Origin of the sequence: Halalkalibacter kiskunsagensis (genome assembly GCF_037027555.1) — a bacterium.
Classification (GTDB): Bacteria; Bacillota; Bacilli; order Bacillales; family Bacillaceae_D; genus Halalkalibacter; species Halalkalibacter kiskunsagensis.
In genome coordinates this window covers 66,239-85,606 of record NZ_JAXBLX010000015.1, presented here as the reverse complement: position 1 = coordinate 85,606, position 19,368 = coordinate 66,239, and the positions used below count along the sequence as shown (strand labels likewise).

The window sequence follows — 19,368 nt, the reverse complement described above, 5'->3', positions numbered from 1 at the left end:
TTCCCTCCTCACTCGTCAATATCGTGTTTTTGTGAAGCTCTTGAAAAGTTAAACCGCCCTTTATCACGAGGGCGTAAATAAACAGGGCGGGAAGACATCCAGTTAAAAGGAAGCCGAACAAACGCATCACGCCAATCCGAAAAACGTGGCGGAAAGATCGGTTCCATATACGGTCTCCCTAGTGATGTTAAATGCAACAAATGCACGATTGTTACTAACGAACAAAAGGCAACCCCAACACCTCCAAGAAAAGCTGCCATTAAAATAAATGGAAATCGAATCAGTCTGATTGTGTTACCCATTTGATAGACTGGCGTTGTAAACGAAGCTAATGCAGCGAGCGCAACAATAATAAGCAAGATATTACTTGTTAACCCCGCCTCAACTGATGCCTGTCCAATAACGATCCCTCCTACAATCCCGATCGTTTGACCTACCTTTGTCGGTAACCTCGCCCCCGCTTCTCGTAATAGTTCAATCGTTAACTCAAGAAATATCGCTTCAAGAATGGGTGGAAACGGAATGTTACTTCGTGAAGCAATGATTGTTGACAGCAAGTCTCTCGGAATCAGTTCGTAATGAAACGTCAATACCGCCACATACAACGGAGTTGATAAAACAGAGAATGCTACCGCAAAAAAACGAAGCATTCGGACCGATGTAGCAATTTGCCATGGAAGGTAATAATCTTCTAACGATGAAAAGAACTCGACTAAAGTTGTAGGTCCAAAGACCGCTTCCGGAGAGCCATCTGCTAAAAAAGCTACCTTTCCTTCTGCTAAAACAGCTGATACACGTTCCGGTCTTTCTGTATTCACAAGTTGCGGAAAAATGGATAATGTATTATCGGTAACCATTTGAGCTAGACTACTTGAATCAATTACTTGGTCAAATTCAATATCATCTAACCTCTGCTCCAATGTATGTAAATTGTCTTTATCTACGAGGCCCTCTATGTATAATATCGCTACACGCGTCTGAGTAATTTTACCTATTTTTATTTCTTTAATTTGCAATTGAGCTAATGGTAACCGTTTTCGAATAAGATTGATGTTTGTATCAATTGACTCAATAAATGCTTCTTGAGGTCCTGCCACACTAAATTCATTTTCTGGTGGAGATACGTCCCTACCAGAATCCATACTTGATTCTATAACTGCACATTTTGCTGGGTCATTTCCTTCGTAAACAGCTACAAATCCTTGCAATACTTTTTCACGTAAATCTTTCGGAGATTTAATGATCTCCTTATCTTGAATTGGAACTTCAGTAAGTATTGATTCCAAGGTTTTACAATCAGACTTTGTTAAGAATGGAAGGATGTCACGATTTAGGCGATCACTATCGATAAGTGTTTGGAAATAAGCGATCTTATACATTCGTCCTTCTGTTTTAAAGTTATAGATAACGAAATCAGTGGATTGTTGAAACTGTTGGAAAACGTCTCTTATTGTTTCTTTTCGATTATCAATCATTTTTTTCATTAACCATCTACCAATCAATACGATCACCTCCAATCCAATCTTTGTCTTTTTTTAGTATGAAATGGTTTCTATGTAATTATGCGAAAGATATTTAACAAAGGTTGGTGGGAAGGCTACGAAAATGATCATTTTAATTTCTAATAAAAAAAGAATGTAAGGATCTCCCTACATTCTTGTTCTTTGTTATTGGTGTGTATGAACTGATACAATGATCTCACCACGTTGCACGTCTACTTGTGATTGAAGTAAGACAGGATACGGGTGAGGGTTACTAAAGCGAAAGTCAGGACCTCCCCACGACACGGTTGCATCTCTTCCTGCGGGAACATATCCAATCTCTCTAGAATGTGTGTAGCGTTCAATCATCTCTAATCCCGCTTGATCGACTGCATTAAAGAGGGTTGAAGATGTTTGACATATCCCCCCGCCGATGCCCATTACAAATTCTTTATTTATAATTTCCTTCGCTTCTTGATAACCACGTTCTACTGTCCGTTCTCCTACTGTTTGATTAAAGGAAAATGAATCTCCAGGACCTAGAACAATTCCCGATATTTCCTGAGCTGACAATTTCACATTTTCTGCTCTCCCCATAACTGCAGGATTAAAATACGTTTTATATTCTCCTATTATCTTCTTTTCAATTCCGACTAGATCTTCTTCTGCTACTGATGGTTTGGTAACATAGACTGGAAGAACAAATTCCTTCGTACCCGCTTCTAGAGCTAGCAATTCTTCAACAAGCTCAGTTTCAGATAATATCACTCGTGCTCTTCCAGGAATCACGTCCCCTTCCGAAGTAATCCGTGGATTTTTCATCGGAGTATCTATTTGACTTGCTAAATCATGCGCCAGCTGCTTCAGTTTTTCTTCATCTAGAGATGAATCTAACAAATATCCATAATCATTTAGCAGAATGTCGTGAACTATACCATTATATTCATCTTTCAAATCAACCTTCCAATAAACAGGTGTTTTCTCAACCATCTCCGATTGAAAATAAGAAGAATGAATTGCAACTGGTTTCTTCTCCTCTACAGATGCATCTAAACTACATGCAGCTAATAAAAAAAGAATACAAAATAACAAAGCTTTTTTCATATATTGTTTCCCCCTCTTAACATTGCACACATTTATCAATATATGAAAAGGCATTTGAATCATTCCATGGATTTTATTAATTCAAACCCAAAATCGGCATAATTTGCTTGGTGAATTATTTTGAATTCAAAAAACCACACAACTTATTTGTGTGTGGATTCTTGATCACCCTTATTTCGTTCTTTACTCTCTCTAAATACGATTGCACTTCTTTCATATTCCACATCTTTTACGTTAAGTCGATAGTTAACAACTCTTGCAATAGCAAAGAAATAGTCAGATAAACGATTAAGATACTTTAATACAACTGGGTTTACCTCATCAACTTCACGCTGCAGCCTAGTCACATAACGTTCCGCTCGTCTTGTAATTGTTCGACACACATGTAAAGTTGACGCTACTAAGGACCCTCCTGGTAAGATGAAGCGCTCTAATTTTGGTGCTTCTTGAATGTAAGCATCAATTCGCTCTTCTAAAAAATCTATCATATCTTGTTTTGTCTTATATGGATGTTTTTCTGATGCCTTCATCATCGCTAAATCTCCACCACAATCGAACAATTCATGTTGTATCTTCACAAGTTCTCCCTTAATATCAGGAAAAATTTCATTATCTAATTGAGCTACCGCTTGTCCTACAAAGGAATTAAGTTCATCAGTTGTTCCATAAGCAATCACTCTTGTATGATCTTTATCCAGCCTCCCTCCTATTACACTTGTTTTCCCTTCATCTCCTGTACGTGTATATAACTTCATGACACTCCCCCTAGTAATCTCTGAATTTATTTCATTTCCCTATCAAAAATAAGAACAATCATACCATATATTTCATTCTTCTTATTATGTATTATACAACTTCTACGTTTATGTAATCCATTCCTTGAATTTCTTTAATCGTCTGAATTTCATTTTTTGTATTTTTCAGTATACATCAAAAACAAAGAAGTGACAGTATTTTTTTAAGAGCATCTCAAAAAAGAAATGTTCAATGATAATAGAGAGCACCTCTTCATTACTTGGAACGCGTGGACTATGTATGTCATAGACGGTTGTTTCAAACGCGCACTCTCTGTCTTACCAGCTAACCTTTTCTGGGTTTAACCCAGATTGCGGACTAAAAACGCGCGGTGAATAAGAAACCATCGCTGTCTTAAAGAAAATGTTCACATCTGCAAAGGTTGCTCGAACACAAGTGGTCGAAAAAACAACTCAGTAACTAAAAAGGGAGCTAGTTTAAAATTGAGGTATGAACTTGTCTGCTTCCTGCAAAATACGTATGATGAAAAAGTAATAATTACTTTTATCAAGAATATGGATGCAAAAAGTTTAGAGACATTGTTTCGTTATTTATCCTTAACAGACTTCAAAACGAAAGAGCGCTGGATCCAGATCTATCATTACACAATTACTAGTGGATAATCGTAATCGACAATAAATAAACGAAGGTCTACCCTAGCCACAGCAATCTACAAGATGTTCATTTTCTTATAACATCAAGATTTATATGGCATTATTAGGAAGACCATTTGTTTTTTAGTTTCTTTTTTCAACTATTGAATATAATAGGGATAAAAAAGGAAAAAGTAGTTCCCTCGTTCATTTTACTGTGCACGGAAATTTGACCATGATGCGCATCGATAATATTTTTCGCAATTGCTAGACCTAAACCTGTGCCCCCACGTCCCCTAGTACGTGCTTTATCAGCTTTATAAAATCGTTCAAATACATATGGCAGATCACCTTCAGGTATGCCTGACCCCGTATCAATAACGTCAAATTTATATCCTTCGTCATACTGCCTGACTGACAATACTACCTTTCCATTTTCTTTCGTGTGGCGGATTGCATTATGTAATAAGTTGGTAAGTACTTGTTCAATTCGATCAGGGTCGCATTCGATCGTACCTGAATGATCTATATCAAGGGATAGTTGGATTACTTGCTCACGAGCTAAACCTTGGAATTTGCGGACAATGCGTTCAGCGAATGGTTGCACCTCGAGCTCTTCTACGTTCAACTCAACATGCCCTGCCTCCATCCGTGCAAGATCCAATAATTCGTTTACTAGCCTTCCCATTCGTAATGATTCATCATAGATAATTTTTGCAATTTCCTTTTTATCTTCATCAGATCCAGCTATATCATCAATAATTGCTTCACTATATCCTTGAAGCATCGATATTGGTGTTCTAAGTTCATGTGACACATTAGCAATAAAATCTTTTCTAAGTTTGTCATGCCGGCGCTCTTCTGTCATATCACGAAAAACCGCTACAGCACCTCGTATCTCATGACGATCGTATAATGGTGTCATAAGGATCGTCCAACTTCTTCCTTGCATTTCTACCTCTGTCACTTGTTCTTTTTCTAACAGAACAACCTTTTCAAACAATGTTTGCAACGCAACAGGCAAATCCCGCTCAATATCCTGATTCATACCTTGTTCATAATACCAAGATTGAATAAACCGTTCTGCAGGAGGGTTTGTTAACACAACTCGTCCCTTTTTATTTAATGTAATCACACCATCTGCCATACTTACAAGAATTCGAGAAAGCTGTTCCTTCTCTTGGTTTAAGGCGTGTATATTATTAGTTAACTCTCGTCCCATTCGATTAAAGGCGATCGCTAATTGACCAATTTCATCATGGGTTAAAATGGGAACTTTAGACTTAAAATTACCTTCTGCAACCTCTAATGCAACTTGACGCATTTTACGCAAGGGTGCTGTGATTCTTGTAGAAAGGAAAAAAGCAAAGATCGTTGTTAAAATGATCGCAATCCCCGCAGAGAAATAAATAATTTGTTTTGTTTCATTTGATGCATCTTCAATTGCAGAAAGAGATTGATATATAAAAATAGCATTATCATTTAACTCATTTGGTTGAAGAGGTACGCCTACAATCATAATTTCTGAATGAAACTCTTCACCATTTCCAACAAATGGGAAGTCTCCCTCAGTCATGACAACCTGCTCTCCCGAAAACACTTCTGATAACGTTTCATCCGTAAAAAAAGTATCAAGTGCTACTTGATGCGCTTCCTCTTCATCTGTACTCCATACTTTTTCTCCATCAACAAGAAATATCACATGCATGTCAAAAGCATTTCCATATTGTGTGATTGTCTGTAAAGCGTCACTTTCGACTTCATATCCTTCATAAATTGAAGCAATCATATGCGCATGATTAACAAGCTGTGACTCAGCTTCATTAACATGAAAGCGTTCAAAAGATTGAAGCAACAGAACCATTAAAAACGTTAGAACAACAGAGACAAGAAGTAAAATGGTAAACCAAAGTTTTCCTACGACACTTCGCCACAGCATTTCTACTTCACAGCCTCAAATTTATAACCAATCCCCCATACAGTGGAAATCATTGCTGCTGCTTCGGGTGAGATTTTATTTAACTTTTCACGTAAACGCTTAATATGTGTATCAACTGTCCGCAAGTCACCGAAGAAATCATAGTTCCACACATCTTTTAATAACTGTTCTCTTGAAAAAACTTTATCTGGAGATTGCGCAAGGTAGTGTAACAATTCATATTCTTTAGGCGTTAAGCTAATTTCTTGATCTGATACAGTCACTCTATGAGCATCATTATCAATCATTAGATGTTGAAACACCAAAACATCTTTAGCCTGTGTATCGGTTTGCAAAAACTTTGTAGATGATGAACGTCGCAGCAATGCCTTTACTCGCAAAACGACTTCACGTGGACTAAATGGCTTCACAATATAATCATCAGTCCCAACTTCAAATCCTTGGACACGGTTTGCCTCTTCCCCTTTTGCCGTTAGCATCATAATAGGAGTGGCTTTCGTTTTTCTAAGCTCCTGACAAACTTCAATTCCATCCATTCCAGGCATCATAATATCAAGTAAAATAAGGTCATACTCTTCTGCAAGCCCCATCTCTAATGCTTGTTCACCATTTTCTGCTTCCTCAACTTCATAACCTTCACGTTCTAAATACATTTTTAACAATCTACGAATTCGATCTTCGTCATCAACAACTAACACACGAGCTTCCTTTTCCATCATAATTCCTCCTTTGATTAACCTATTATATGTAGTGTAACATGAATACTAAAATGAAAGAAAACCCTCGCAACATGCGAGGGTTTATCTCATAATGCATATGAGTGTAAACCTGCGATTACAAGGTTAACAAACACTAAGTTAAACATAATGATTCCAAAACCTATTACACAAAGCCAAGCTGATTTCTCTCCTTGCCACCCCTTTGATAAACGCAAATGCAAGTAAGCAGCATAGAAAAGAAACGTAATCAGAGCCCATACTTCTTTTGGATCCCAGCCCCAGAATCGAGTCCAGGCAATTTGTGCCCAGATCATTGCAAAGACTAATCCACCAAGAGCAAAGACAGGAAACCCGATAGCAATTGCACGGTAGCTCACTTCATCAACTGCTTGAGGACTTACTCCTTTTAAAATTGGTTGAACGGCTCCTCCAATTCGTTTCCGTAAGATAAGACGTAATCCCCAATATAAAGCGAGGCCAGTAAACATTGACCAAATAACAGTATTTAAATCATTAGCAACAATGAGTGCTGGGGCATCAAAAAATGGTGCTATGACTCCCTCAGTTAATAACTGTCCTTCATTTGGTCCAACAAGTGGGGGAAGTGTGTAATTCATCTCAGCTTCTAATCCATTTTCATTGATAAATGTAAATTTCGCCTCATAGTCCATAGCACCAAAAGCTGAGCCGATAACAATAAATCCGACTAACGATAAAAGACAATACATTACAAATTCAAGCGCACGCGTTTGCTTATTTGCTTTCGTAAAATCTAATGTACGAATTAAATAGATTAATCCAGCAGCCATACCAATAGATAAGATTCCTTGTCCTAATGCTACTGTAATAACGTGAATCGTTAACCAGTGACTTTGAAGTGCTGGTATTAATGGTGCTACCTCTCCTGGAAACATCGAAGCATACGCAATAACTAACATAACAATTGGCATTGTAAATAAACCAAGATAATCTAAACGATAAATAGCATAGATAATGACAAAAGCAAAACCAATTGCTATTCCGAGAAAAGTCATATATTCAAACATATTACTAACGGGAGCATGACCTGAGTGCATCCAACGTGTTACAAAGTAACCAATCGAAAATAAAGAACCGAGAATAGACAAAAGGAAACCAAAAGTGCCCCATCTATTTCCACTTACTTCCCCTTGTTTGTTGCGCCATTTCTTTCCTGTTATCGATACAGTAAAAGCAATTGTTGCACCAAGATAGAGGAAAAAGGCAATATATAGTAAATTCCCACTAATCGTTGCCATGGTGAACCCTCCTCACAAAAAGGACGGGGAATTTTACCAACTCCCTAATCCTTTCTTCCTTTGAACTAATTATTTTTGTCTTTAGTTATTTCTTTTTCTTCTTCTTCTACTTGATCAATGGGCGTCGAAATTCCTGTATCAGCAATTGCAAATTCAATATCTTTTCTTAATGCTAAATAATTTTTATTTGTATGCCCTGCAACCCATACCTTCCCATCAATTCGCTGTAACCAAATACGACGGTGAGCCCAGTACGAACTTTGAACAAGACCAATCATAAAGATAATCCCTCCTATAATCAGGAAAGGCAGTGTATGATCCTTTCTTACTATCAGTGCTGAAACGTGCTTCGTTTCAACATCAACGAACGTCATTTTGTAATTGTTTTCCCCCACCGGTTCGAGGTTTGTCCGAATTCCGACAAAGCTCACTTCTCCTTCTGGTGTTTCAGGTGTATACATCTCAAAAATAAATACTGGATTATCTGGAATTTGCGAACGAGTCGTTGGTATGTTAGAGCTGTTCATGAAATAGTCTGGAAAGTACTCCCTAATTTCAATTCTGTATCCATTTCCTAAATCATAAACCGACTGAGGGTTAAATAAATCAATATCGACTCTACCAAATGTTTCACTTGTCTCTTTGTTTTCAAGTGTGAAACTCATCGTATTTAATTCATGAAGCTTATAATCAACTTGATAAAGTGCAAAACTATCAAACTTCATCGGATCATTGACACGAATTTTCTTTCGGTCAACTTCAATTAATTCTCCTTCGGATCCTACTGCTCCAGTATCCTCACGCTCATACAATACAGCATCTGTTTGATATGTTTTGACAACTGGTCCACCTGCACGTTGCATTGCTTCTTTAAAGACTTCATCATCCTCATCGTAAAGCTCGATAAGAAATTCTTCATTACCGACATGATATTTTCCACCTGTACTCGGAACGACAGTCGTTTCACCTTCGCGGATCCACATATGCTCGTCCACATACATTCCAGGAAAATACCGTAACATACAGCCAATCAAAAAAATGATAAGTCCTATGTGATTAATATAGGGCCCCCAACGTGCAAACCGCCCTTTTTCAGCAACAATATTACCGTTTTCTTTTGAGATATTATAATTTTTCTCTTTTAATTTCTCTATAGCAAGATCAAACGACCGATCAATATCGTCAACTTCAGATGTTCCATACACACGTTGTCTTTTCAAAAAATTTGCATGCCTCGATACCCTTTGTGTTTTTAATGCTCTATACAATGGAAAAAAACGGTCAACACTCGCAATAAATATTGATATTCCTAAAGCAGCAATTAGAAGCATATACCACCAAGAACTATACAGGTTATGAAAACCTAGCTGGTAATACATCTGACCCATAACCCCGTACTCATCTGCGTAATGATTAGCGGGGTTAACCGTCGGTGGTATGTACATTTCTTGTGGATAAATCGTCCCAATTGCTGAAGCTAAAAGTGTTACTACAATAATCCATATTCCCACTTTTACAGACGAAAAGGACATCCATACTTTATCAATAAACGTTGTTGTGTACGTTTGTGACCGACGGGCAACCCCTTCGTATTTCATATCTAGGAGTTTCTCTTTTTGTTCATTTTCTTCTACTGGCTTACCACACGATTCACAAACGAATGTTCCTCGTGGATTTTCATACCCACACTCACATGTAAATTTACTCATTTCCCCACACCTCAATTACGTTCCGGGTTTTATCTCTTCCATGAAATCACGTACCATTTGCTCCGTCATGCCACCCGAAAACACTCGAACAATCACTCCATGCTCATCAATCAAGATCGTTGTCGGCAATGGTTTAATTCCATATGCATCAATCACATTTCGTCCCTTATCAATAGCGATTGGAAAAGTTAACCCTAAACGATTGGCAAAATTCTCGACTTGAAGTTCTGTTTCATTTGCATTAACCGCGACAATTTCTACACCTTGATCTTTGTATTCAGCATATAATTCTTCCATTATTGGCATCTCTTTGACACACGGAGGACAATAAGTTCCCCAAAAATTCAAGAAAACGCCTTTTCCTTTCATTCCTTCAAGCTCTATCCGTTCTCCTTCTAAATCATGTAAGACAAAATTTATCGAATAGTCGCCTGCTTTTGCCACACTACGATCTGCAATAAAGTTTGCATAGAACGTATAGGCAAGGGCAATTCCAATCACAGCTAATATGCTTGAACGCATGATTAGACGTTTTTGCTTCAACAGACTCCCCTCCTTTTCCCCGCGAAATCATTCACCTAATTTCCTCTATTATAACGTTAGAAATGAGTGTAGTTAGAAAGGGTTTATGACGGTTTCGTGACAGCTAATTCACGTAAATGTTTTACTTCGATCGGTTTAAGTGGACGCACCTCACCAGGGTTCATTCCATGCAAGGTAAGGAAGCTATACTCTTCACGTTTTAATTTCATCACAGGATGGTCAATTGCATCAAACATTCGACGTACTTGTCGATTTCGCCCTTCATGTATGGTTAAACGAATAATCGACGTTTGCTTTTTCTTATCCATTGACATCATTTTCACTTTCGCCGGCGCTGTCTTCCCATCTTCAAGCTTTACCCCATTCTGAAGCTCTTTCAATTTTTCTCTTGAAGGAATTCCTTTTACTTTTGCTACATACACTTTTTCAATTTTAAATTTAGGATGCATGAGTGTATTGGCAAATTCACCATCATTGGTTAATAACAACAAACCAGATGTATCGTAATCAAGCCTTCCTACTGGGAATACACGTTGTTGGATCTCAAGAAAATCAGTAACAACTTTACGACCTTTTTCATCTTTTACACTTGAAATGACGCCACTTGGTTTATACAAGAGAAAGTATACCGGTTCCTCTTTGTCGATCGGCACGCCTTCAACCTCAATCGCATCTTTATTCGGTGTTACTTTCACCCCAAGCTTACGTACTACTTTTCCATTTACTTTTACTTTTCCATCAACTATGAGTTGTTCTGCCTTACGCCGTGATGTTATTCCAGCTTGGGCAATTACTTTCTGTAACCGTTCCATCTCGTTCACCTCATGTACCATCATACTCTTCCAATAATGAATTCTCAAGTAAATAGATACAAGCCCTATTAATAGCACACCAAAAAAAGCAAATGACCTATGGCCATCTGCTTTTACTTTAATTCTAGATTCCCATGGAGATATATTTTGTTTCGAGGAATTCTTCTATTCCGTGATGGCCGCCTTCTCGCCCTAACCCGCTTTCTTTAAAGCCGCCAAACGGCGCTTGAGCAACTGCTGGAAGGGCGTCGTTTACTCCAACAATTCCATATTCAAGAGCTTCACTCATCCGAATCGCATTTGATAGCTTTTCTGTGTAAACATAAGCAGCTAAGCCAAACCGTGAATTATTTGCGCGTTTAATGACTTCATCCACTGATTGAAATGTAGATATAGGTGCAACAGGACCAAATGTTTCTTCTGTCATACATACCATTTCATCTGTAGCGCCTGCTACCACTGTAGGTTGAAAAAATAATCCAGAAACCAAATCTCCTCCTGTTAAAATTGATGCACCTTTCTCTTTTGCGTCATGAATTTGCGCTTTTACCTTTGCTACAGCATCCTCATCAATCAAGGGCCCAATATCATTGCCCTCTTTAAAGCCATCGCCTACAGTTAAGTCCCTTACTTTTTCAATAAATTTCACTAAAAAAGAATCGATGACGTTTTCATGGACATAAATTCGATTGGCACAGACACATGTTTGACCTGCGTTTCGGAATTTTGAAGCAATTGCTCCCTCTGCAGCAAGCTCAATATCAGCATCATCCATAACAATAAATGGTGCATGTCCTCCTAATTCCAACGAAAGTTTTTTTACTGTGTCAGCAGCTTGTCTCATCAGCAATTTTCCCACTTCTGTTGAACCGGTAAACGTAACTTTCCGTACACGATCATCACCCATCCACGTCTTTCCTATTGCATTAGCATCGCCAGTAATAACATTTATAACGCCCGCTGGAATACCTGCTTTCTCGGCCAGTCTTGCTAAATAAATTGCAGTAAGAGGTGTTTGTTCAGCAGGTTTGATAACTGCTGTACAACCAGCCGCTAGGGCAGGTGCAATTTTTCTCGTAATCATCGCTGCTGGAAAATTCCACGGTGTAATGGCAGCGATGACTCCTACAGGCTGCTTTTGGACAAGAATTCGCTTGTTAGGAAAAGACGCGGGAATTGTTTCCCCGTAAATTCGCTTTCCTTCTTCTGCATACCAAGAAATAAAACTATTCGCATAGCCCACTTCACCTATTGCTTCTTTAAATGGTTTTCCTTGTTCAAGAGTCATAATTTTAGCGATCTCTTCTGCTTCTTCTTTTATTAACTGATGCCATTTTATTAAGAGCTCACTGCGTTCATTGGCCGTTTTACTTGCCCACTCTGGATATGCATGATAAGCTGCATCTACAGCAAGTCTCGCCTCGTTTTCTCCTCCATTTGTAACTTGTCCAATTACCTCACCTGTAGACGGATTCGTAACTTCAAGTTGCTCACTTAACGTTACCCACTCTCCACCAATGAAAAGATCGCTTTTTTGCATCACTTTCTCCTCCTTTTTATTTCTAATTACTCGTCTTCTATTCTTTTGTATGCGCTCTTATAGAGTTTTTTACCATAGATTAATAGGGAAAGCAAGAATCCTGTTCCTACTACTCACTGATAACCTTTAGCAAACAATTTTAAACTTCATGTACAACCAATTAAAAAGAGAAACCTCTAGATCTTTGAGGCTTCTTTTCAAAATTCAAATCTATTGAATTCTTATTCTTACATACCAAATACATAAGTTACAATCACAATGGAAGCGATAATCCCTACAACATCAGCAAGCAAACCGACCTTAAGAGCATCGCCCATTTTCTTGATACCGACTGCTCCAAAGTAAACAGTTAAAACATAAAACGTTGTATCTGTGCTCCCTTGCATCGTGGAAGCCAATCTACCGATAAATGAGTCCGGTCCATAGGTAGCAATTAAATCTGATGTCATTCCAAGAGCTCCTGTTCCAGAGATCGGGCGAATCATCGCGAGCGGAACAATTTCTGAAGGGACTCCCAATGCTTGCAATACAGGTTTCATAAACTCAATAATAAAATCCATCGCTCCAGAAGCACGAAAAACTGAGATTGCAACAAGCATCCCGACGAGATATGGAATAATTGATATAGCCATCCCAAAGCCTTCTTTAGCCCCTTCAACAAAAGTTTCATACGTTGGTACTTGTTTGTATGTTCCATACATGAGGACAAACGCGATCAAGACTGGAATGAACCAAATAGAAATAACTGTAATCCAGCCCATCTATGCTCTCCCCTTCCTCACACGTCTATAATAAAAATAACGATCAATTAACAACGCTCCAATTGTTGAACAGGTTGTTGCCACAAGCGTTGTTCCCACAATTTCCGTAGGTGAAACAGACCCATAGCTCATTCGAATCGAAATTACTGTCGTTGGGATGAGCGTAATACTTGCTGTATTGATTGCAAGCAAAGTGATCATCGAACGACTTGCTGAATCTGCCCCACCGTTTAAATCTTTTAATTGTTGCATCGCCTTAATTCCCATTGGTGTAGCTGCATTGCCTAAACCAAATAGATTAGCCGTCATATTCGATAAGATATAACCCATTGCCGGATGATTAGCAGGAACTTCTGGAAAAATCCTCGTTGCAATTGGTCGCATCAGCTTTGCAAGTGTATTTAATAGTCCACCTTCTTGCGCAATTCTCATTAACCCTAACCAGAAAACAAGAATACTAATTAACCCTATACAGATGGTTACAGCATCCTTGGCACCTGCAAAAATCGCTTCATTTACTTCTTCCATTCGACCATTAACAGCACCAAATCCAATCCCGATTACGAGCATCGCTACCCAAATTTTATTAATCAATACTTCTCACCCCAATGGTAAAAGAGAAAATGTCCAGAAAACGAGACCAAAAACCTTGTTTCTCCTCTATTTCCGGGGGATCATATAGCAGTGGCACTTGCCCTATCATTTTCTTATCAACTGTCAACTCTACCTTGCCAACAGGCTGTGGTGGGTTATAGCTTTCCTTTCTTTCATCAGTAGGAGGCCGGTATAGAGTAATTTCTTTTTGAAGTGCTTCTTGTTCTAATTCAGACAATGGATACTCAAATGAATAAGGAGCATATACTCGACCTTTATAAAACTCATCTTCAATTTCTTGAATGGTGCCTTCTTCAACTAGAACCTCTGTTGAATACGTATCAAATGCCCAGTTGAAAAGGTTCATATGATCATGCCAATCACTTGGTGCGTTTAATGTAACAGCAATTAAATTTTCATCATCTTTTGAGGCTGTTGAAACTAAGGTCCGTTTCGCACGTTTTGTATAACCGGTTTTTCCACCTGTTGAATATTGGTAAAGTTCTGTTAATAAACGATTTTTATTACGCCATACTCGTACTTGCTCTCCTTCTGCACGATAATTCTTCGCAGAAGAAATTTCACGATACACCTCGTTACCCATTGCATATTGTGCTAGTAATGCCATGTCGTAAGCACTTGAGTAATGATCTTCATGATCATCTAATCCGTGGGGATTTTGAAACAGAGAATTGACCATTCCTAGCTGCTCAGCTTTTTCGTTCATCATGTAAACAAAGCCTTCTAGACTCCCACCAACATGCTCAGCTATCGCTACAGCTGAGTCATTACCGCTTCGTAACATCAACCCATAAACAAGATCTTCTAGTTTGATTTTTTCACCAGCTCGCAAATAAATAGAGGACCCTTCTGTCCCTTCAGCTTTTGTAGAAACTTGAACCTTTTCATCCATCTTTCCAGATTCAATGGCTAGAATTGCGGTCATGATTTTCGTAATGCTTGCAATTCGAAGGGGAGTGTTTTCATTTTTCCCATACAACACTCTCCCTGATTCCTGCTCGATTAATACTGCCGCTTGAGCAGAAACGGAGAAATTTCGTTGCTCTGCATTAGCTTGCATCGGTAGCAGTGGACTAATTAATAAAGTAACTATAATAATAAGTGCTATTTTTTTTCCCATTTTAGATCCCCGTCCTGTCTATGACAGCAACTATGTGCCTGTCTTTTTTCTCTTACTAGCAATCTATGCAGGACAACCAATGATATGACTCCAACCTACAAGCCAATTCAATAATATTCGTTTATCTTTGATTAAATAGGAAATAATGAAACAGATAAGTACACAGAGAGGAAGGTTTCTATGTCATTGTTGTTAGAACTTGCTAATATTTCAGGTCGCATTATAACAATATTTCCCCTATTACTTGCCATGACTTTATTTATGGGAAAAAGATCGATTGGACAAGTTCCTATTTTTGATTTCTTGATCTTCGTCACTCTTGCTAGTGTTACTGGTGCTGATTTAGCCGATCCTTCTGTTAGCCATATTCATACAGCCTACGCAATTGTGGCAATTGGTTTCTTTCAAAAAGCTGTTGCAAAGATCGCAATGAAAAAACGAAAATTTGGAAAGTATATTACGTTTGAGCCAACGGTTGTCATAAAAGATGGGCAATTATTAATTGATAATTTAGGAACAATCCAGTATACAATTGATAATATATTTCAGTTACTTCGTCAGAAAGATGTCTTCGATATAAATGAAGTACAGATTGGAGTAATTGAAGCAAATGGGGACCTTAGTATTCAAAAGAAACCTGCTAACTCAGCTCCTAGTATTGAAGATTTGGGGATTACAAAGAAAAGTAGTGGCATGTCCTACCCAGTGATCATCGAAGGAGTTATGCAAGCTGAAATCTTAAAAGAACTTAATGTTACAAAAGAAACCCTTCGCACAAGGTTGCAAAACGAAGGGATCGTTCGGTTAGACAGTATTTTTCTTTGTACAATGAACGACGAAGGTAAACTTCATTTAGCTTATACACGTAAAGATGAAACATATCAACGAATCCAACATTAAAATTATACTTTGTAAAAAGTTTTTCACTACTTACCTATAAAAAAGCCCTAATTACAATCTGTTAGGGCTTTTTTATCTACGAGATCTATGTATACTACTCTTTTAAATAACCGCTCATATCATCTAACAATTTATCCATTTGTTTGGCATAGCCATTGTACATTTCTTTTGCATTTTTATTTTCAGTTTGCAAAGAGAAATTCACTAAATTTGCTTGAAGTTGTTTAATATTAGCAGCTACTAATAGCTTTTGCTTAATTTGTGGCATTTTCAATGTGTCATTGTATAAGTCAACATAAACGTTCCCCATCGAATCAATTTGTGCAGCAAATACATCAGAAAAATTCTTTGCTCCCTGCTTCGTTATTTCACCCAACAACCATTCTTTCGTATAACCATATTCATGCAAACTTCTTTCCATGATATTGCCATCAATAATCACTAAACGTGGTTCGCGTTCTTGTTCAACTACTTCGCCTATGTCTTTTGGAGTTAACGGCTGCAATTCACTTTTTTTCATTACACTTACTTGTCCACTCTTTTCCATAATGGCTGTTTCAACATCAGAAAGTTTAAAGACATCTTTTTGCCTTAGATTTATCATAAGTTCATCTACAGTTAAATTTTCTTTTTTTAAATTTTTTTCAAGGATTTTTCCGTTCTTGATTAAAATGGTAGGATGTCCTTCCGTTAGTACGCGAAAGCGAAATGATTTTAATTCAATCTTTGAAATGATTACCGGTATGATAGCCCAAATAAGCATACCAAGAAGAAAATTAGACATTCTCACCTCCGTACCGAATGTTAATTCCGCCGATATACTTCCGATTGAGATCCCTACAATATATTCATAAAATGTCATATTTTGTATATGTTTCTTGCCCATAAGACGGGCTAACAGGAGCATGAAAAGAATTCCAACCACACCTCTAATCATAACTGTTCCTAATTCAGTCATCGAATCCCACCTCTATATATTAACGTACTATCTTGTTTATTATTGGGCAAAGTAAAACTAAGCATACTATGAAAAGATATTTAGGGAGTGTTACTGTGGACAGAAAAATAACTATTAATTTGGGTTTGTTAATGATTATCATTTTGATTTCAGGCTGTAATGTCGGAAATATCGTAAAAACTGAAAAAGATGAATTATTATTAAATTCAATTTCGCACCTGCACCATCAGATAGAACAAGAAGAATGGGACGTTGCAGTCTCAAACATCACTGTATTTGAAAAGGAATATGCGAAAAGAAAGTGGAAGTTACAACTATTAGCAGCACTAAGTGATTATAAAGACATTGAATTAGAGGTTGAATTGCTTAAAGAAAACATGAAAGATGAGGATAAGGTAGAATGCCTGTTAAGGTTAAGACAAATCCATTATAGACTGACTAGCATCTATAATATGTAAAAACAAAAAGGACTAACTCAAAAGTCTGAGAAAGCCCATGTTCAGAAGGTTTTAAACATCGCAATCCATTTTGAAACTTGGTTCTTCCTGCTCGATTTGTTCCATCCGCAGTTCTAAACCTTCAATTACATCTTGAATCTGTGCCACCGCTTTGTCATATTTTGCTTTAGCTACCTCATCTTGAGTTTGAAGTGCAAACGTTTCAAAATTTGCTTGTACACTTTTTGCATTTGCTAAAGCTTGCCTAACTTGAGTTCCAACCGTCACTTTTTGCGCCTCCTTTGACAAGTATTACTCCTATTTTTTCCCCGCTGGTTATTTTTATTTATCATAGAATTTACCCTTTTCTCCTCCTATGCGCACCTTATTTTTGCGTATACGATTGGAAAATAAGCATATTATTAAAGTTCTAATCATATAGGTAAGTAAATTAGGACAGGTCTTAAATTTAACAGGGGAGGAAAAAATTGTCTTTCTTATATGAGAATGGGTGGGTTTTATTTATTCTTTCAGAAGGATTAACTTGGCTATTTGGACTGTTGTTTTTAATTAGCCGTTACCGATTTAGGTTAGATCATCTTAGTCAATGGTGTTTACTAGTCATTATCTTATGCACTATTTTCCAGGCTTTATTAGCCGGGATAAACTATTACTTCACTGGCAGAGTATCCGTTTTTCAAGTCGTGATTATTCTTTTTATAATTTATGCTGCCACTTTAGGAAGTTCAGATTTTAAACGTTTGGATTCATATATACAACAAAAAACGAAAAAATATCGACAGCTCAAAGACGCACCCTTGCATAATGATGACATTTTTTCCTATGCGAAATATCGACAGCAGCTATTTTTTTTACATACAATTGCTTTGATTGTCATTCATCTCGTCTGGTTTGCGCTCGATTTTAACACATCAGGCAGTCTCACCGATTATAGGTTGTTTTTTTTAAGTGATTGGCTTCAACATCCACACCAAGGTTTTTTCAATAATCCGACTTTCAATATCATTAGTTATCTATGGAGTATCTTCTATATTATTGATTTATATATTTTTCTTACGTATACGTTTCTTTTGTATTTTAGCCATATCAAAAATACAACATAAAGGCTACTTGAATAGTGAAAACAGCAGCCTAAACTTCATTGCTACTGTTTTCTAGTGTTATTATTATGAGACTAGGTATAATCAAAGTTCGTATGTAAAGCCGTTTTTGCCATTAAATGAGAAAATGGTTTATTTGATAAAATGTATTCATCCACACAATCTAAATTTGTATTTTTTATGTGATCTTCATCTAATATTTCAACAATGATATAAATATTACCCTTCTCTTTCTCCGCCAATTGTTTAATCGTAGAAGCAATTAATAAGGTTTTACCATCTCCCGCCATCTCATCGACTGTAAATTCAGGAGCAAAAATACAAATTGATTGGGCATCCAGAACATTGGCTCTTTTAAGGGCTTCAGTCTTTGTGGCATTCCCTTGAACATAATGAAAATGATTATTTTTCATTGGAGGATTATGTAATTGATCAAGTAAAACGATATCAACATTTTCATTGCGCTCTAAAATTTCTTCAATAGTAATTTTAGCTTTTTGAGACCAATTAATCATTACTAAATGATTTTTCCCTGTATATCCCAGTATTTCCTCCTCCTTTAATTCTTCATAGTTATTTAGTAAGTCGACCCATTTTGTAACGATGATGGCAAAAAAACCGACACCTACAAGATATAATATTACTGTATAAAGTCTACCTATGGTTGTTTTAGGTATATAATCACCGAAACCCACTTGTGAAATAGTTGTCATAACAAACCAAAAGCCATTCAGCGGATTTTTATATTCATTGGGTTCTAATAAATAAATAATAAATGAGCTTATAATAATAAAAAGAACGCCCATTATCATTAATTTCCAATGCGATATACTAATGGACTTTTGAAGGACTTTTTTAATGAGACTTAATACCATTATGATTGCTCCTTGATTATTTTATTTCAAGCACTCAAATGCAAATATACGATATAAAGCCTAAGCACT

General features: G+C 37.2%; 20 protein-coding genes. 4 read left to right on the top strand and 16 right to left on the bottom strand.

The window, feature by feature from the left end:
• Positions 1–8 precede the first annotated feature (8 nt).
• The 3 genes from SLH51_RS10765 to SLH51_RS10755 form a co-directional block, all read right to left on the bottom strand.
• Entirely contained in the window at positions 9–1,502 is a 1,494-nt protein-coding gene (locus SLH51_RS10765) for a spore germination protein (protein WP_390184044.1), read from the bottom strand.
• 165 nt (positions 1,503–1,667) lie between these two features.
• Positions 1,668–2,585: a VanW family protein gene (locus SLH51_RS10760; RefSeq protein ID WP_335961266.1), complete on the bottom strand. Its 918-nt coding sequence runs from the start codon at positions 2,583–2,585 to the stop codon at positions 1,668–1,670.
• A 143-nt stretch (positions 2,586–2,728) separates the two neighbouring features.
• Positions 2,729–3,340: a cob(I)yrinic acid a,c-diamide adenosyltransferase gene (locus SLH51_RS10755; protein WP_335961265.1), complete on the bottom strand. Its 612-nt coding sequence runs from the start codon at positions 3,338–3,340 to the stop codon at positions 2,729–2,731.
• A 483-nt stretch (positions 3,341–3,823) separates the two neighbouring features.
• Here SLH51_RS10755 and SLH51_RS10750 point away from each other — a divergent pair, with 483 nt between their 5' ends.
• Positions 3,824–4,003 (top strand): hypothetical protein, encoded by a 180-nt coding sequence (locus SLH51_RS10750; RefSeq protein ID WP_335961264.1) that lies wholly within the window; start codon positions 3,824–3,826, stop codon positions 4,001–4,003.
• Positions 4,004–4,130: 127 nt separating this feature from the next.
• Here SLH51_RS10750 and SLH51_RS10745 read toward each other — a convergent pair whose 3' ends face one another.
• From SLH51_RS10745 to SLH51_RS10700, 10 genes are all read right to left on the bottom strand, one after another.
• Positions 4,131–5,912 carry an ATP-binding protein gene (locus SLH51_RS10745; RefSeq protein WP_335961263.1) on the bottom strand — a complete coding sequence of 594 codons (1,782 nt, stop codon included), beginning with the start codon at positions 5,910–5,912 and terminating at the stop codon, positions 4,131–4,133.
• A 2-nt stretch (positions 5,913–5,914) separates the two neighbouring features.
• A complete protein-coding gene (locus SLH51_RS10740) occupies positions 5,915–6,628 on the bottom strand; it encodes a response regulator transcription factor (protein ID WP_335961296.1) in 714 nt (237 codons plus the stop codon).
• A gap of 89 nt (positions 6,629–6,717) precedes the next feature.
• Positions 6,718–7,908 (bottom strand): c-type cytochrome biogenesis protein CcsB, encoded by a 1,191-nt coding sequence (ccsB, locus tag SLH51_RS10735; RefSeq protein WP_335961262.1) that lies wholly within the window; start codon positions 7,906–7,908, stop codon positions 6,718–6,720.
• Positions 7,909–7,973: 65 nt separating this feature from the next.
• Positions 7,974–9,617 carry a cytochrome c biogenesis protein ResB gene (gene resB, locus SLH51_RS10730; RefSeq protein WP_335961261.1) on the bottom strand — a complete coding sequence of 548 codons (1,644 nt, stop codon included), beginning with the start codon at positions 9,615–9,617 and terminating at the stop codon, positions 7,974–7,976.
• Between the two features lie 15 nt (positions 9,618–9,632).
• On the bottom strand, positions 9,633–10,160 hold the full coding sequence (gene resA, locus SLH51_RS10725) for a thiol-disulfide oxidoreductase ResA (protein WP_335961260.1): 528 nt from the start codon (positions 10,158–10,160) through the stop codon (positions 9,633–9,635).
• An 83-nt stretch (positions 10,161–10,243) separates the two neighbouring features.
• Complete coding sequence (locus SLH51_RS10720; RefSeq protein ID WP_335961259.1) at positions 10,244–10,972, bottom strand: pseudouridine synthase; 729 nt, start codon at positions 10,970–10,972, stop codon at positions 10,244–10,246.
• 124 nt (positions 10,973–11,096) lie between these two features.
• Positions 11,097–12,512, bottom strand: a complete 1,416-nt coding sequence (locus SLH51_RS10715) for an NAD-dependent succinate-semialdehyde dehydrogenase (RefSeq protein WP_335961258.1) — start codon at positions 12,510–12,512, stop codon at positions 11,097–11,099.
• Positions 12,513–12,739: 227 nt separating this feature from the next.
• Positions 12,740–13,273, bottom strand: a complete 534-nt coding sequence (locus SLH51_RS10710; RefSeq protein WP_335961257.1) for a spore maturation protein — start codon at positions 13,271–13,273, stop codon at positions 12,740–12,742.
• Positions 13,274–13,867 (bottom strand): nucleoside recognition domain-containing protein, encoded by a 594-nt coding sequence (locus SLH51_RS10705; RefSeq protein WP_335961256.1) that lies wholly within the window; start codon positions 13,865–13,867, stop codon positions 13,274–13,276.
• Positions 13,860–15,008, bottom strand: coding sequence for a D-alanyl-D-alanine carboxypeptidase family protein (locus SLH51_RS10700; protein ID WP_335961255.1), 1,149 nt, complete (start codon positions 15,006–15,008; stop codon positions 13,860–13,862). Before SLH51_RS10700 ends, SLH51_RS10705 begins: the two co-directional genes overlap by 8 nt.
• A gap of 180 nt (positions 15,009–15,188) precedes the next feature.
• Here SLH51_RS10700 and SLH51_RS10695 point away from each other — a divergent pair, with 180 nt between their 5' ends.
• Positions 15,189–15,908, top strand: a complete 720-nt coding sequence (locus SLH51_RS10695; protein WP_335961254.1) for a DUF421 domain-containing protein — start codon at positions 15,189–15,191, stop codon at positions 15,906–15,908.
• Between the two features lie 94 nt (positions 15,909–16,002).
• Here SLH51_RS10695 and SLH51_RS10690 read toward each other — a convergent pair whose 3' ends face one another.
• The gene (locus SLH51_RS10690; RefSeq protein ID WP_335961253.1) at positions 16,003–16,866 is read right to left on the bottom strand and encodes a DUF421 domain-containing protein; all 864 of its coding nucleotides are present in this window, start codon (positions 16,864–16,866) and stop codon (positions 16,003–16,005) included.
• A 95-nt stretch (positions 16,867–16,961) separates the two neighbouring features.
• On the opposite strand from SLH51_RS10690, the gene SLH51_RS10685 reads away from it, so the two are divergent.
• Positions 16,962–17,324 carry a DUF4363 family protein gene (locus SLH51_RS10685; protein WP_335961252.1) on the top strand — a complete coding sequence of 121 codons (363 nt, stop codon included), beginning with the start codon at positions 16,962–16,964 and terminating at the stop codon, positions 17,322–17,324.
• Positions 17,325–17,375: 51 nt separating this feature from the next.
• Here SLH51_RS10685 and SLH51_RS10680 read toward each other — a convergent pair whose 3' ends face one another.
• On the bottom strand, positions 17,376–17,591 hold the full coding sequence (locus SLH51_RS10680) for a DUF1657 domain-containing protein (RefSeq protein WP_335961251.1): 216 nt from the start codon (positions 17,589–17,591) through the stop codon (positions 17,376–17,378).
• A gap of 200 nt (positions 17,592–17,791) precedes the next feature.
• Here SLH51_RS10680 and SLH51_RS10675 point away from each other — a divergent pair, with 200 nt between their 5' ends.
• The gene (locus SLH51_RS10675) at positions 17,792–18,427 is read left to right on the top strand and encodes a hypothetical protein (RefSeq protein WP_335961250.1); all 636 of its coding nucleotides are present in this window, start codon (positions 17,792–17,794) and stop codon (positions 18,425–18,427) included.
• A 71-nt stretch (positions 18,428–18,498) separates the two neighbouring features.
• Here SLH51_RS10675 and SLH51_RS10670 read toward each other — a convergent pair whose 3' ends face one another.
• Positions 18,499–19,299 (bottom strand): potassium channel family protein, encoded by an 801-nt coding sequence (locus SLH51_RS10670; RefSeq protein WP_335961249.1) that lies wholly within the window; start codon positions 19,297–19,299, stop codon positions 18,499–18,501.
• Between the last annotated feature and the right edge of the window lie 69 nt (positions 19,300–19,368).